Raw genomic sequence first — 12,859 nt, 5'->3', positions numbered from 1 at the left:
CACGTTTCGGCGGCGGCCGGGCTGCGGCGACTGCGCCGCTGCACCATGTTAGAGGCAAGGCGGCGATTTCCCAGGAGGTCGGCGAAGTGGCGTGGAGGTCGATTCGCAATTTCCTTGCCTTGACACTGAAACAGAGAGACCGATGACGAGCGAAGACGGACCGGGCGGCTATCAGGAAGTCAGGCGGAAGATCGCGGCGGCGGAAAAGACCGCCGGCCGCGCAGCCGGGGCGGTGACCCTCGTCGCGGTATCGAAGACCCATGGCGAAACGGCGATCCTGCCGGTGATCGCAGCCGGGCAGCGGGTGTTCGGCGAAAACAAGGTGCAGGAGGCGAAGGCCAAGTGGCCGGCGCTGAAGGAGCGCTTTGCCCACATCGAATTGCGGCTGATCGGCCCGCTCCAGTCCAACAAGGCCGGCGAGGCGGTGGCGCTGTTCGACGTCATCGAGACGGTCGACCGGGAAAAGATCGCCCGCGAGCTCGCCAAGGAAATGGCGAAGCAGTCGCGCAGGCCGCGGCTCTATGTGCAGGTGAACACCGGCGAGGAGCCCCAGAAGGCTGGGGTGCTGCCGGCCGATGCCGTCGCCTTCGTCGAGCGTTGCCGGAAAGAGCACGGCCTGGCGATCGAGGGGCTGATGTGCATTCCGCCGGCGGAGGAAAATCCCGGCCCGCATTTCGCCCTCCTCAGGAAATTAGCCGGCGAATCGGCAGTCGAAAAACTCTCCATGGGCATGAGCGCCGATTTCGAGATCGCCGTCGAGATGGGCGCGACCTCGGTGCGGGTGGGCTCGGCGATCTTCGGCACCCGCAACACCGGCTGAGGCACCCTCTGCGCGCCGCCTCGGCTGCGGCCCGGTGACACGCAGGACGTTGCAAGGCGCGGCATTGGCGCAAGCGCCGGTCGCGCGGCGAAACGGCCGTTTGCGGCATGGCCAGCGCGGCCTTGCCTGCAGCGAAGGACGGGAATGGCCACCCATTTCCGGCAAAACACCGCGCTACACAACGTATACCTTATTGCGAACAAAACGTCTCTGTTCCAGACCACCGTCTGCGATAGGGCTGAAAATGCCTGACTTTCCATTGTGACTTTCAGAAAATCAACTTTTGGTATGATGGACATAACGTATTTCCAGCGCTAGGTCCCCGGCATGACTTAGACAGTTTCTAGGTCTCCCGGCCGCTCTGGGAGGGTGCGACCAGTCTTCTGTCCGAGCTTTGAGGGCCGGGCGGTATGACGGCAGGTCCGCCATTCCACCGGTTGAGTGATCCCATGAATCGTCGCGCATTCCTGACCACGACAGCCGTCGGGTTGGTCGCGCTTGCGGCCGGCTCCGCGTCGGCCCGCAGCATTTCCGGGCGACTGCCCTGGACCGCTTTCGCCGGCGAGCCGCCGACGCCGGTGACGCCGGGCGGCTGGCACTTCTTCAATCCCCGCGAGGTCGTGCTGATGGAAGCGATCGTCGACCGGCTGATCCCGGCCGACGACCTGTCCGTCGGTGGCCGCGACGCCGGCTGCGTCGTCTTTCTCGACCGCCAGCTCGCCGGGCCCTTCGGCGGCGCGGCGCGGGCCTATATGCAGGGGCCCTTCCAGGAAGGGCTGAAGACGCAAGGGTATCAGGGCTCGCTCACGCCCTCCGGTCGCTACCGGGCCGGGCTCGCCGCCTTCGACAAGGCGGTGAACGACAAGCTGGGCGCGCGCTTCGAGACGCTCTCCGCCGATCAGCAGGACGCCGTCCTCACCGACCTCGAGAGCGGCAAGCTGACCCTCGCCGGCAAGGTCGAGGCGAGCCAGTTCTTCGCCCTCGTCCTCGAAAACACCATGGAGGGCTTCTTCGGCGATCCCGTCCATGGCGGCAACCGCGACATGGCCTCCTGGAAGATGATCGGCTTTCCCGGCGCGAGATACGACTATCGCGACTGGGTCGATCAGCACGACAAGCCGTATCCGCGCGGGCCGGTCTCCATTCTCGGCAACATCGTCGAACAGCAGGCGGGTTGAACCGATGAGCACCATTCTTCCGAAAAAAGACGTCGTCATAATCGGTTTCGGCTGGACCGGATCGATCCTTGCCAACGAGCTCGCCGACGAGGGCCTCGACATCGTCGCCATCGAGCGCGGCCCCTGGCGCGACACCGCCACCGACTTCAACATCGGCTACATGCAGGACGAGCTTCGCTTCGCGATCCGCAAGGACCTCTTCCTGCATGCCAGCAACGAAGCCATGACGATGCGCAACACGGCCGCCGAGACGGCCCTGCCGATGCGCCGCTACGGCTCCTTCCTTCCGGGCAACGGCGTCGGCGGCGCCGGCGTCCACTGGAACGGCCAGACCTGGCGGTTCTACGACAGCGACTTCGAGCTGAAGAGCCATCTGACCGGCCGCTACGGCGCCGAGCGCCTCTCCGAGCTGCAGGTCGAGGACTGGGGCGTCACCGGCCGTGAGATGGAAGCCTCCTACGACCGCTTCGAGCAGCTCGCCGGCATTTCCGGCAAGGCGGGCAATATCGACGGCCGCATCGAGGACGGCGGCAACCCCTTCGAATCGCCGCGCTCGCGCGACTATCCGCTGCCGCCGAACCGTATGCCCTACGGCCCGGCGCTGTTTGCCGACGCCGCCCGCTCGGTCGGCTATCATCCCTTCCCGACGCCGGCCGCCAATCTGTCGCAGAGCTACGTCAATCCGCTCGGCGTCGCGATGGGCCAGTGCTCCTATTGCGGATTCTGCGAACGCTTCGGCTGCGCCAACTATTCGAAGTCGAGCCCGCAGACCTGCGTCTTGCCCGTGTTGATGCGCAAGCCGAATTTCGAGCTCAGGACCAACAGCGACGTGCGCAAGATCGAGCTGTCGAAGGACGGCAAGACCGCCCGCGGCGTCACCTATGTCGACACCTCCGGCCGCGAATTCTTCCAGCCGGCCGAGCTCGTGCTGGTCTGCGCCTATGCGCTGCACAATGTCCGGATGATGCTGCTCTCCGGCATCGGCACCCCTTACGACCCGGCGACCGGTGAGGGCGTGACGGGCCGCAACTACTGCTACCAGACCAATTCCGGCGTCACGGTCTTCTTCGACGACAAGACCTTCAACCCGTTCATCGCCGCCGGGGCGATCGGCCAGACGGTCGACGACTTCAACGGCGATTCCTTCGATCACGGCAGCGTCGACTTCGTCGGCGGCGGCGGCATCAACTGCGTGCCGACCAGCGGCCGGCCGATTCAGCACCGGCCGGTTCCGCCGGGGACGCCGAAATGGGGCTCGGCCTGGAAGAAGGCGACGGCGAAGGCCTATCAGTCGACCCTCTCCTTCGGCGTCCAGGGCTCGAGCTACGCGGCGCGCGGCAACTATCTGTCGCTCGACCCGACCTATACGGACCGCTACGGCGCCCCGCTGCTGCGGGTCACCTTCGACTTCCCGGACAACGACATCCGCATGTCGCACTACCTGTCGGACCGGGCGCGCGAGATCGCCGAGGCGATGAACGGCACCCATGTCGTCGAAAGCCGCCGCGACAAGAGCTGGAACTCGGTGCCCTACCAGAGCACCCACAATACCGGCGGCGCGATCATGGGCTCGGATCCGAAGCGAAGCGCGCTCAACCGGTATCTGCAGAGCTGGGACGTTCCCAACGTCTTCGTCGTCGGCGCCTCGGCCTTCCCGCAGAACGCCGGCAAGAACCCCACCGGAACCGTCGGTGCCCTCGCCTACTGGGCCGCCGACGCGATCCGCGAACAATATCTGCGCAATCCGGGACGGGGGCTCGTCGGCTGATGAAAACGCTTCTCACTCTCGCTTTGGCGGCGACGGCACTGACGAGCGCGGCGGGCGCCGCCGAGCTGCAGTCCTTCAGGATCGAGAAAGGCCGCTACCAGGCGGTTCTCGGTGACTGCATGGCCTGCCACACCAAACCCGGCGGCGCGCTTTTCGCCGGCGGCGAGCCGCTGGCGACGCCCTTCGGCACGCTGGTTCCGCCGAACATCACCCCCGACAGCGAAACCGGCATCGGCGACTGGACCAAGGCGGAGTTCCGCGACGCCCTGAAGAACGGCGTCGGCAAGGACGGCAAGCACCTCTATCCGGCGATGCCCTATCCTGCTTATCACCTCATGCCGGACGAGGATATCGACGATCTCTGGACCTATCTCCAGACGGTGCCGCCGGTCCACGACGCGGTGGAGGCCAACCAGCTCCCCTTCCCGTTCAACCAGCGCTTCGTGATGCGTGGCTGGAACCTCGTCAACTTCGATCCGAAACCCTTCGAGGCGGATCCGAAGCAGTCGGCGGAATGGAACCGCGGCGCCTATCTCGTTCAGGGCCCGGGCCATTGCGGTACCTGCCACACGCCGAAGACGATGCTCGGCGCCGACGAGACCGACGCGGCGCTTCAGGGCGCGACTCTGCAGGGATGGTTCGCGCCGAACATCACCGGCGAGAAGGCGGTCGGCCTCGGCGACTGGTCGAAGGAGGACATCGTCGCCTATCTGAAGACCGGCTCGAACGGCCATGCCATCGCGGCCGGGCCGATGGTCGAGGCGATCCAGGATTCGACCTCGCTGATGAAGGACGAGGACCTTCAGGCGATCGCCACCTATCTCCTCAGCGTCAAGAGCGACAGCCGCTCGAATGCGCCGAAGCCGCTCGCCGCCGACGACGCCCGCATGACCGGCGGCGACGAGCTCTACCGGGTCAACTGCTCGGCCTGCCACGGCCTCGACGGCAAGGGCGCGGAGCATCTTTTCCCGGCTCTCGCGGCAAGCGCGGCGGTTCAGCAGGACGATCCCTCGACCCTCGTCAACGTCGTCCTTGCCGGCGCGCAGGGGCCGCACACGAAGGATCGGCCGACGACGCCCGCCATGCCCTCCTTCGCCTGGCGGCTGAATGACGACCAGATCGCCGACGTCTTGACCTATGTGCGCAACAGCTGGGGCAATGCGGCTGCGCCTGTCTCGGCCGACGCCGTGTCCGACCAGCGCGACGGCGACTGACGGCGAGCCAATGTCCGGGTCAGCGGGCCGAGGCCTCTGCCCGTCACGCAATCACCCCCGCGGCGGCCTGTTACGCCGGCGCGGGGTCTTCGCGCGCAGTCAGGCCGTGCGATCCGATGTCCCGCTTCCGCCGCATTGCGGCTCGCGGCCTGGCGTTCCGACGTCGCCCGGCACCTCGGCCGTGGCCGGCCGCCGCCGGGAGCGCCAGTACCACAGGCCTGCCGCCAGAAGCGCGACGACGATCAGACCGTCGGCGACGTGGAAGGCGCTGTGCAGCGCCGGGCTGTCGCTCCAGTGTCTGCCGAGAAGCTGCCCGATCCAGGCAAGGCCGAGGCACCAGATGAACGAGCCGACAAAGGTGTAGAGGTGGAACTGCAGCTGCGGCATCCGCGCCATGCCGGCCGGCAGCGCGATGAAGGTGCGGACCACCGGCAGCATGCGCGAGAAGAAGGTCGCCGAGGCGCCGTAGCGCGCGAAGAACCGCTCCGACAGGGCGAGTTCGCGCGAGCCGAAGACCGAGCGCCGGCTCAGTCTTTCGACCAGCCGACGGCCGCCCCTGGCGCCGACGGCATAGGCGGCCCACGAACCGAGATTGCAGCCGATCGCCCCTGCCAGAGCGACCGAGATCAGGTCGAAGCGTCCGGTCGAGACGAGATAGCCGGCAAATGGCATGACGATTTCTGACGGGATCGGCAGGCAGGCCGATTCCAGCGCCATCAGGAGAACGATCCCCGGCAGTCCGAGCGCGGAAATGACGGCGACGAGCCATTCGGAGACGGTGGCGATGATGGATGACATGCAGATGGGTCCGGTGACTGCAAAAAGGCTCTGTCGCGGCGTGGAGCGAAACCGGTGTTTCCTCCGGCCGTGCCGATGCGAAATGGCTCGAGGCGATGCCCCTCCGGATCCCATAACGCAGCGATGCGCCCGCCGGATCACCCGTCCGCTATACGGTTTCGTATAGGTCGGGCGCCGGAGGGCCGGCTCAGCCCTCGGTCATCGTGATCCCCTCGCTCGCGGGCGAGCCTTTAGGCGCCTATTGGCCGTCTTCCGGCAGCGGCATCAGCGGCAATGCGGTGATCCCCTCTTCCTTCAGCCCCTCGACGTCCTGCTTGGACGCTTCGCCGAAGATCTGCCGGGCTTCGCTCTCGCCATAGTGGATGCGCCGCGCCTCCTCGGCGAATTTCGGCCCGACATAGTCGGCCTCGGCGCGCACCTTGCGCGAAATCGCCTGCAGGGCGGCAAAGGCCTTCGCCACTTCGGGATGGGTCGGCGCGAAATTGGCGAGGGTCTGCGGCGATGCCGCCGGCCCGGCCGGAACCACTGCGCCGCCGGGACCCGCCTGCGCCTCGCCGGACGGCCCGGCAGCCTCCGGGGCGGCCATGCCGGACGCCCGTTCCATCGCCGCTGCCATGGAGCCCGCGTCACCCTTTGCGATCGCCGGGCGCATCAGCGCCTTTTCGACCTCGCCCGACCGGCAGACCGGACACTCGACGAGACCGGCCTCGGCCTGCCGCTCGAAGTCGGCGCTGGAGCGGAACCAGCCGTCGAAGCCATGGCCGGACGGTCGGCAGCGGAGCTGGAAATGAATCATTACTCGGCCGCCAGCGCGCCGGTGACGCGGATCGTCTCGCCGCTACCCCCGGCTGCTCCCGGAACAGCGAAGGGCCTGGCATTCACAAGGTTCGGGATCTTTGCCCGTGCATCAGCGACGGCGGCGGTGTCGATCTCGGCGACCGCGATGCCCGGCTCGTTGCCATCGACCTCCGCGATCACCCGGCCCCAGGGATCGACGATCAGCGAATGGCCAAAGGTCTCCCGCCGGTCCTCGTGCAGGCCACCCTGCGCGGCGGCAATCACGAAGGCGCCGTTCTCGATCGCCCGCGCCCTGAGGAGAACATGCCAGTGCGCCTCGCCGGTCTGCCGGGTGAAGGCGGCGGGCGAGGTGAGGATCTCCGCGCCGGCCAGCGCCTCTTCCCGGAAGAGATGCGGAAAGCGCATGTCGTAGCAGACGGCAAAGCCGAGCCTCGCCGGTCCGCCCTTAAAGTCGAGATCGGCCGTCACGGCGTTCTCTCCCGGGCGGTAGGTGCGCGATTCGCGCCAGCTCTCGCCATTGTCGAGATCGACGTCGAACATGTGGATCTTGTCGTAGCTGGCGAGCTTTCCGCCGTCCGGCCCGAACAGGAAGGCGCGGTTGGCAACGCGCCCGTCTTCCAGCGGCACCGCCGTCGAGCCGACATGGACATGGATCCGGTGTGTCGCGGCGAGCCGCGCCGCCTCGGCGAGCAGCGGGTCGGCGGCCTCCGGTCGCAGCCGCGCCATGAGGCTGGCCTTGTCGCGCTCCACCATACCGGTCATTTCCGGCGACTGGACGTAGTCTGCGCCCGCCACGACGGCCTTTTCGACCAGCGCCGAAAAGGCCGCGACGTTTCTCTCCGGCTCGGTGCCGGAGCGCATCTGCAGGACGGCGGCGCGAAACTTGGTCAAGAGCGGCTCTCCGGATCGGCCAGGATGTCAGGCGGCCAGCAGCGGATCGAGCTTGCCGGCCCGGTCGAGGGCATAGAGTTCGTCGCAGCCGCCGACATGGGTCTCGCCGACGAAGATCTGCGGGAAGGTCGAGCCGCCATTCGCCCGTTCGCGCATTTCGGCGCGCAGTTCGGGCGAGGAGGTGGCGTCCTTCTCCTCATAGGCGACGCCCTTCTTTTCCAGAAGCTGCTTTGCCCGCGAGCAGAAACCGCAGAACTGCCGCGTGTAGATCGTCACATCGGCCATGGACCTCACCATCCTCGTCACGAATTCGTCGTCAACGATATGGCCTTACCCGGGACCGGTCGCAAGTGCGGCGCCGGCGGCGACTCTGGCGAAGACGAGGACGTCGACGTCAAGGGCGCCGCCGCGCTTCAGCGCCCGCGTCGCGCTCGCCGCGGTTGCCCCGGTCGTATAGACGTCGTCGATCAGGAGCACCCGCCGGCCCTCGATCTCGAAGCGCCGCGGGTCGACCACCCGGAAGGCGCCGCGCATGTTGTCCTGGCGCTGCTTCTGGCCGAGGCCAACCTGGGTGCGCGTCGCCTTGACGCGCTTCAGGGCCAGCGGTGCGAAGCTGAGGCCGGAATGGCGGGCGATGTGCCGCCCGAGCTCGGCCGACTGGTTGAAGCGGCGGCGCCACAGCCGCCCGGCATGCAGCGGCACCGGCACGATCACCTCGGTCTCGCCGAGAAGCTCGTCGCCGGCCCGGCGCATCCAGCCGGCCATCAGCGGCACGAGGTCGGTCCGGTCGCCGTATTTCAGCGCGGTGACCAGCTGGGCGGCGAGGTCCTGATAGAGAACGGCGGCCCGCAGCCGGCCGAATGGCGGCGGCTCGGCGATCGCCTCGGCGGACAGAAAGCCCCGGCCGAGATCGTAGGAGAACGGCAGGCCGAGCACCTCGCAATAGGGCCGCTCGATGAAGCGCAGCTTCGTCCAGCATTCCGGGCAGACGCTGCCCGCCCGCGTCACCGCGCTCTGGCATCCGGCGCAGACCGCCGGAAACAGCAGTCGCCCGAGCGAGTTGGTGATGGCGGCCCTGCCGCGCTTGAACAGGTGCATCGTCTGGGGTCCACAGGCATGGCAGCCGGCCCATCGCCGGCCGGCGTGGCCACCGTCTCCGGCCACGTTTCCTCCCGACCTTGCCTTGACGGCATTCCACCTGCAGACAGCTACCCCCGTCAAGACGAAAGACGCTTCGAGCGAACACAAGCTGATGTCCGAACCAATCTCCCCCGCCCCCTTCGACCGCGACCTCCTCGACCGCCAGCGCCGGCGCTGGCTTCAAGGCGAGCGGGACGAGGGCGCCGGCTTCCTGATGAAGGCCGTCGCCGCCGAGCTTTCCGAGCGCCTCGCCGTCGTCGAGCGGCGCTTCGAGGTGGCGGTGGACCTTGGCGGCTTCTTCGGCGAGATGGCGGCGTATATGCGGGCGGGCGGCCATTGCGACCGGGTCGTCCGGATCGAGCGGCTGGCGTTTCTCCTGAAGGACGAGCCGCTCGCCGTGGTGGCGGACGAGGAGTTCCTGCCGCTCGCCCCCGACAGCGTCGATCTCGTCGTCTCGGCCCTGTCGATGCAGTTTGTCAACGACGTGCCGGGAATGCTCGCCCAGCTCCGCCGGGCGCTGCGGCCGGACGGGCTGTTCCTCGCCGCCTTTCTCGGCGGCGAGACGCTGAACGAGTTGCGCACGGCGCTGCTTCACGCCGAAAGCGAGGTCTTCGGTGGCGTCTCGCCGCGGGTCGGCCCGTTCACCGAGATTCGCGAAGCGGGGGCGCTGCTCCAGCGCAGCGGCTTTGCGCTTCCCGTCACAGATTTCGACCGGCTGACCGTGCGCTACGACAATCTCTTCGCGCTCGCCCGCGACCTTCGGGCGATGGGAGCGGCCAATGTCCTGACCGAGCGCTCGCGCCGCCCGGCGACCCGCCGCTTCTTCCTGCGGGCCGCGGAGATCTATGCCGAGCGCTTCGCCGATCCCGACGGGCGCATCCGGGCGAGCTTCGACGTCATCTATCTGTCGGGATGGTCGCCGCATGAGAGCCAGCAGAAGCCGCTGAGGCCGGGCAGTGGCAAGACGAGCCTTGCGGCAGCGCTGAAGGACCGGTCGGAGGATCTCTCCTGACCGGCGGAACCGCTTGCAGGGATCGGGGGAAGCCTGTCTCGGGCCTTAGCCCGGCACCTGCATCATCCCCGCGACGTCGGTGAGAAGAGTGATCAGCGGATCGTGCAGCAATTCGAGTGCCGCGATCAGCGCGACGGCCATGAAGGCACAGACGAGGGTGTATTCGATCGCCGTACCGCCGCTCTCGCAACCGGCGAAGCGCCCCAGGCGACTTTGCCGGCCCGCTGCTGAGAGGCGAGGACCACCCATCAGCAGCCTCCGCGGCTGGCGCCGTCGGCAAACAGGATGCAGGGCGGGCTGCCGGGCGCCTGCAGGACGCTGCGGCGGATGACATACTGGCGGGGAGCGTCGATCGAGCCGGTGAACATCATGTCGAGATCCGGGCCGCCGGAGGCGAGCTGCGTGCTGCCGCTGCGGTCGACGAGCGGGACGATGACCATCGCCAGAGCGACGAGCGCGCCGGCAACGAGAACGGTGCCGCGCAGAAGCAGGCCGCCGGGTGCCGGCTTGAAGCGTGCCGGCAGGCTGCCGTCGTAGACTTCCGCCTCTCGCAGGCCCTCGCCCTCGTTCATCTCGCCGTCTCCAGATCCCGCGTCTCGAGACACTGCCGGCAAAGCCTGAACAAGTGCTTAAGGGGCAAACGATCGGTTAAGACGAAGGCAAGAGATGGTTTTCATTCCGTAACGTCCGGCGAAGCGATTTCGGCAGGGTGCCGAAGTATTCCGGCCGGCTTCCGGCGAGAAACCCAGAGGATTCAGCTCCTCGGGCCGAGAAGATCGACGAGATGGGCGATCAGCGGCGCGTCGGCCGGCGGCATCGGATAGTCCCGCAACGCCCCGGCCCGCACCCATTTCAGCGCCTGGCCCTCGCGCGATGCCGGCGAGCCCTCATATCTCCGGCAGACGAAGAGCGGCATCAGAAGGTGGAAATCGTCATAGGCGTGGCTGGCGAAGGTCAGCGGAGCGAGGCAGGCTTGCTGGGTCACGACGCCGAGTTCCTCGGCAAGCTCGCGGATCAGCGCAGCCTCGGGCGATTCCCCCGGCTCGACCTTGCCGCCCGGAAACTCCCAGAGCCCGGCGAGCGACTTGCCCTCCGGCCGCTGGGCGATCAGCACCCGGCCATCGGCATCGAGCAGGGCGCAGGCGACGACGAGGAGAAGCCGCTTCGCCTCGCTGCCGCTCACGGCCGTTCTCCCGGCGGCGCCCGGTAGACGTAGCGATAGGCCTCGGCAAAGCCGAGCCGGCCGTAAAGGGCGAAGCCCGCCGCATTGTCGGCCTCGACCTGCACCCAGCCGGTCTTGGCCCCCTTGTGCAGGGAATAGCGCAGGGCGGTCAGCACCAGTTCGCGGCCGATGCCCTGGCGCTGGCATTCCGGCGCCACCGCCACGTCGAGCAGGCCCGCAAGGTCGTTGTCCTGGATCGCCAGGGCGACCGCCACCGGCCGGCCGGCCTCGCTCTCTCGCACGAACATGCCGCAGGGCGGCCGGATCGCAGAGAGGATCTCGCCGAGGCCGGAGCGCATCGATGCCGGGCGGCCGTGGACGGAGAGGCTCGCATCGAGATAGCGGGCGGTATCACGCAGCGGGATCCGGTCGATGCAGCCGGAAAAGTCGAGCTTCGCCAGTTCGACCGTCATGACGATCGATTCGCCGAAGCGCTCCCAGCCCTCCTCGTCGAGATGGGCGACGAGTTCCGGCGGGGCGAGCGGCGACTGGCGCACGATCACCGTCCGCCCGGCCTCGGCGAAGGTCTTGCGGGCCCGCGCCAGCCTTGCGGCAATGTCGGTGGTGTCGGAGGGATCGAGCGGATTGATCGAATTCAGCCGCTTGGCCGGAAACGACCGGGTCAGCCGCACGGCCCAGGTCCCGTCGAAGGCGGTCGTCGTTGCCGGCCAGGCCCGGAAGCCGGCGGCTTCCAGCCGGCGGACGACGGCGAACTGGCGCATCTTCTCAGCTTCGGTAATCGCCATTGATCGCGACATACTCCTTGGTGAGATCGCAGCTGTAGACCGTCCAGCGGCCGGTGCCGAGGCCGAGCTCGACCCGGATCGGGATCTCGGCGCGGCGCATCACCTCTGAGGCCGCGGCCTCCGAATAGTCCGGGTCGCGCTCGCCGTCGACGGCGACGCGGATCTCGCCGAAATGGATCGCCAGCCGGTCGCGGTCGGCCTCCTCGCCGGCCTTGCCGACGGCCATGACGACGCGGCCCCAATTGGCGTCCTCGCCGGCGACGGCGGTCTTGACCAGCGGCGAATTGGCGATCGACAGGGCGATGCGCTTGGCCGCCTGGTCGCTCGCCGCGCCCTCGACCGTTACCTGGATCTCCTTGCGCGCGCCCTCGCCGTCGCGGGCGACCTGGCGGGCAAGGTCGAGAAGGAGATCGCCGAGCGCCGCGCGGAAGCCCTCGAGCCGCGGGTCGCCGGCATCTTCGATCGCCGGAGCGCCCCGCCCGGAGGCAGCGCCGGTGGCAAAGAGCAGCAGCGTGTCGGAGGTCGAGGTGTCGCTGTCGACGGTGACCGAGTTGAAGCTCGGCTCGACCGCCTGCCGCAGCATCGCCTGCAGGGCGGTCGCGGCGATCGGCGCATCGGTGGCAAGAAAGGAGAGCATCGTCGCCATGTCAGGCGCGATCATGCCGGCGCCCTTGGCGATGCCGTTGATCGTCACCGCCACGCCGGCGATCTCGACCGTCCGGGTCGCGACCTTCGGATAGGTGTCGGTGGTCATGATCGCCTCGGCGGCGGCGCGCCAGCGATCACCTTCGGCAGCCTTGGCGAGGCCGTCGAGGAGATGGGAGAAGCGGCCGGCATCGAGCGGCTCGCCGATCACCCCGGTCGAGGCGAGGAAGATCTCGCTCGGCGCGCAAGCCGCGGCCTTCGCCGCGACCTCCGCGGTCATTGCGGTCGCCTCGCGGCCGCGCTGGCCGGTGAAGGCATTGGCATTGCCGGAATTGACGACCAGCGCCCGCGCCTTGCCGCCGGCAAGGTTGGCCCGGCAGAAATCCACCGGTGCCGAGGGGCATTTCGACCGGGTGAAGACGCCGGCGACGGTCGTCCCCGCGTCGAACACCATCATCATCAGGTCGGTGCGGTTCCTGTACTTGATGCCCGCCTCGGCGGTGGCGATGCGAAGGCCCGCGATTTCGGGCAGTTCGGCAAGGCTGGTCGGCGCGAGCGGCGAAACGGCATGGGGCATCGCTTGGCTTCCTCGAAGCGGCCTGAGGGCCGGCGGCAAGACCCGCCGCG

At 68.1% G+C, this 12,859-nt stretch carries 15 protein-coding genes; 5 read left to right on the top strand and 10 right to left on the bottom strand.

From position 1 onward, the window contains the following. Positions 1-142: 142 nt before the first annotated feature. From E3C22_RS22105 to E3C22_RS22090, 4 genes are all read left to right on the top strand, one after another. Entirely contained in the window at positions 143-820 is a 678-nt protein-coding gene (locus E3C22_RS22105; protein ID WP_134764060.1) for a YggS family pyridoxal phosphate-dependent enzyme, read from the top strand. 449 nt (positions 821-1,269) lie between these two features. After that, a complete protein-coding gene (locus tag E3C22_RS22100; protein ID WP_134764059.1) occupies positions 1,270-1,998 on the top strand; it encodes a gluconate 2-dehydrogenase subunit 3 family protein in 729 nt (242 codons plus the stop codon). A 4-nt stretch (positions 1,999-2,002) separates the two neighbouring features. Next, positions 2,003-3,766 carry a GMC family oxidoreductase gene (locus E3C22_RS22095; protein WP_134764058.1) on the top strand — a complete coding sequence of 588 codons (1,764 nt, stop codon included), beginning with the start codon at positions 2,003-2,005 and terminating at the stop codon, positions 3,764-3,766. After that, positions 3,766-4,980, top strand: coding sequence for a c-type cytochrome (locus E3C22_RS22090; protein ID WP_134764057.1), 1,215 nt, complete (start codon positions 3,766-3,768; stop codon positions 4,978-4,980). Before E3C22_RS22095 ends, E3C22_RS22090 begins: the two co-directional genes overlap by 1 nt. Before the next feature lie 99 nt (positions 4,981-5,079). Here the strand turns inward: E3C22_RS22090 and E3C22_RS22085 are convergent, their stop codons facing one another. The 5 genes from E3C22_RS22085 to E3C22_RS22065 all read right to left on the bottom strand — a co-directional run bounded on the left by E3C22_RS22085 (position 5,080) and on the right by E3C22_RS22065 (position 8,565). Continuing rightward, the gene (locus E3C22_RS22085) at positions 5,080-5,778 is read right to left on the bottom strand and encodes a DedA family protein (protein WP_206027010.1); all 699 of its coding nucleotides are present in this window, start codon (positions 5,776-5,778) and stop codon (positions 5,080-5,082) included. A 238-nt stretch (positions 5,779-6,016) separates the two neighbouring features. Continuing rightward, positions 6,017-6,574 carry a DUF1178 family protein gene (locus tag E3C22_RS22080; protein ID WP_134764056.1) on the bottom strand — a complete coding sequence of 186 codons (558 nt, stop codon included), beginning with the start codon at positions 6,572-6,574 and terminating at the stop codon, positions 6,017-6,019. Continuing rightward, on the bottom strand, positions 6,574-7,467 hold the full coding sequence (locus E3C22_RS22075; RefSeq protein ID WP_134764055.1) for a carbon-nitrogen hydrolase family protein: 894 nt from the start codon (positions 7,465-7,467) through the stop codon (positions 6,574-6,576). The genes E3C22_RS22080 and E3C22_RS22075 overlap by 1 nt, the downstream gene beginning before the upstream one ends. Before the next feature lie 27 nt (positions 7,468-7,494). Then, positions 7,495-7,752: a glutaredoxin 3 gene (grxC, locus tag E3C22_RS22070; protein WP_134764054.1), complete on the bottom strand. Its 258-nt coding sequence runs from the start codon at positions 7,750-7,752 to the stop codon at positions 7,495-7,497. Positions 7,753-7,797: 45 nt separating this feature from the next. Continuing rightward, positions 7,798-8,565: a ComF family protein gene (locus E3C22_RS22065; RefSeq protein WP_134764053.1), complete on the bottom strand. Its 768-nt coding sequence runs from the start codon at positions 8,563-8,565 to the stop codon at positions 7,798-7,800. A 154-nt stretch (positions 8,566-8,719) separates the two neighbouring features. Here E3C22_RS22065 and E3C22_RS22060 point away from each other — a divergent pair, with 154 nt between their 5' ends. Continuing rightward, positions 8,720-9,619 carry a methyltransferase domain-containing protein gene (locus E3C22_RS22060; RefSeq protein WP_134764052.1) on the top strand — a complete coding sequence of 300 codons (900 nt, stop codon included), beginning with the start codon at positions 8,720-8,722 and terminating at the stop codon, positions 9,617-9,619. A gap of 45 nt (positions 9,620-9,664) precedes the next feature. Here E3C22_RS22060 and E3C22_RS22055 read toward each other — a convergent pair whose 3' ends face one another. The 5 genes from E3C22_RS22055 to argJ all read right to left on the bottom strand — a co-directional run bounded on the left by E3C22_RS22055 (position 9,665) and on the right by argJ (position 12,809). Then, positions 9,665-9,868, bottom strand: coding sequence for a Flp family type IVb pilin (locus E3C22_RS22055; protein ID WP_134764051.1), 204 nt, complete (start codon positions 9,866-9,868; stop codon positions 9,665-9,667). Continuing rightward, the gene (locus E3C22_RS22050; protein ID WP_134764050.1) at positions 9,868-10,191 is read right to left on the bottom strand and encodes a hypothetical protein; all 324 of its coding nucleotides are present in this window, start codon (positions 10,189-10,191) and stop codon (positions 9,868-9,870) included. Before E3C22_RS22050 ends, E3C22_RS22055 begins: the two co-directional genes overlap by 1 nt. A 182-nt stretch (positions 10,192-10,373) precedes the next feature. Next, on the bottom strand, positions 10,374-10,802 hold the full coding sequence (locus tag E3C22_RS22045) for a (deoxy)nucleoside triphosphate pyrophosphohydrolase (protein WP_134764049.1): 429 nt from the start codon (positions 10,800-10,802) through the stop codon (positions 10,374-10,376). Beyond that, on the bottom strand, positions 10,799-11,587 hold the full coding sequence (locus tag E3C22_RS22040) for a GNAT family N-acetyltransferase (RefSeq protein ID WP_245515140.1): 789 nt from the start codon (positions 11,585-11,587) through the stop codon (positions 10,799-10,801). Before E3C22_RS22040 ends, E3C22_RS22045 begins: the two co-directional genes overlap by 4 nt. Next, positions 11,568-12,809, bottom strand: coding sequence for a bifunctional glutamate N-acetyltransferase/amino-acid acetyltransferase ArgJ (gene argJ, locus E3C22_RS22035; RefSeq protein ID WP_134764047.1), 1,242 nt, complete (start codon positions 12,807-12,809; stop codon positions 11,568-11,570). Before argJ ends, E3C22_RS22040 begins: the two co-directional genes overlap by 20 nt. Between the last annotated feature and the right edge of the window lie 50 nt (positions 12,810-12,859).

Source organism: Jiella endophytica (assembly GCF_004519335.1).
GTDB classification, from domain to species: Bacteria; Pseudomonadota; Alphaproteobacteria; order Rhizobiales; family Rhizobiaceae; genus Jiella; species Jiella endophytica.
This window is presented reverse-complemented; position numbering and strand designations above follow the sequence as displayed.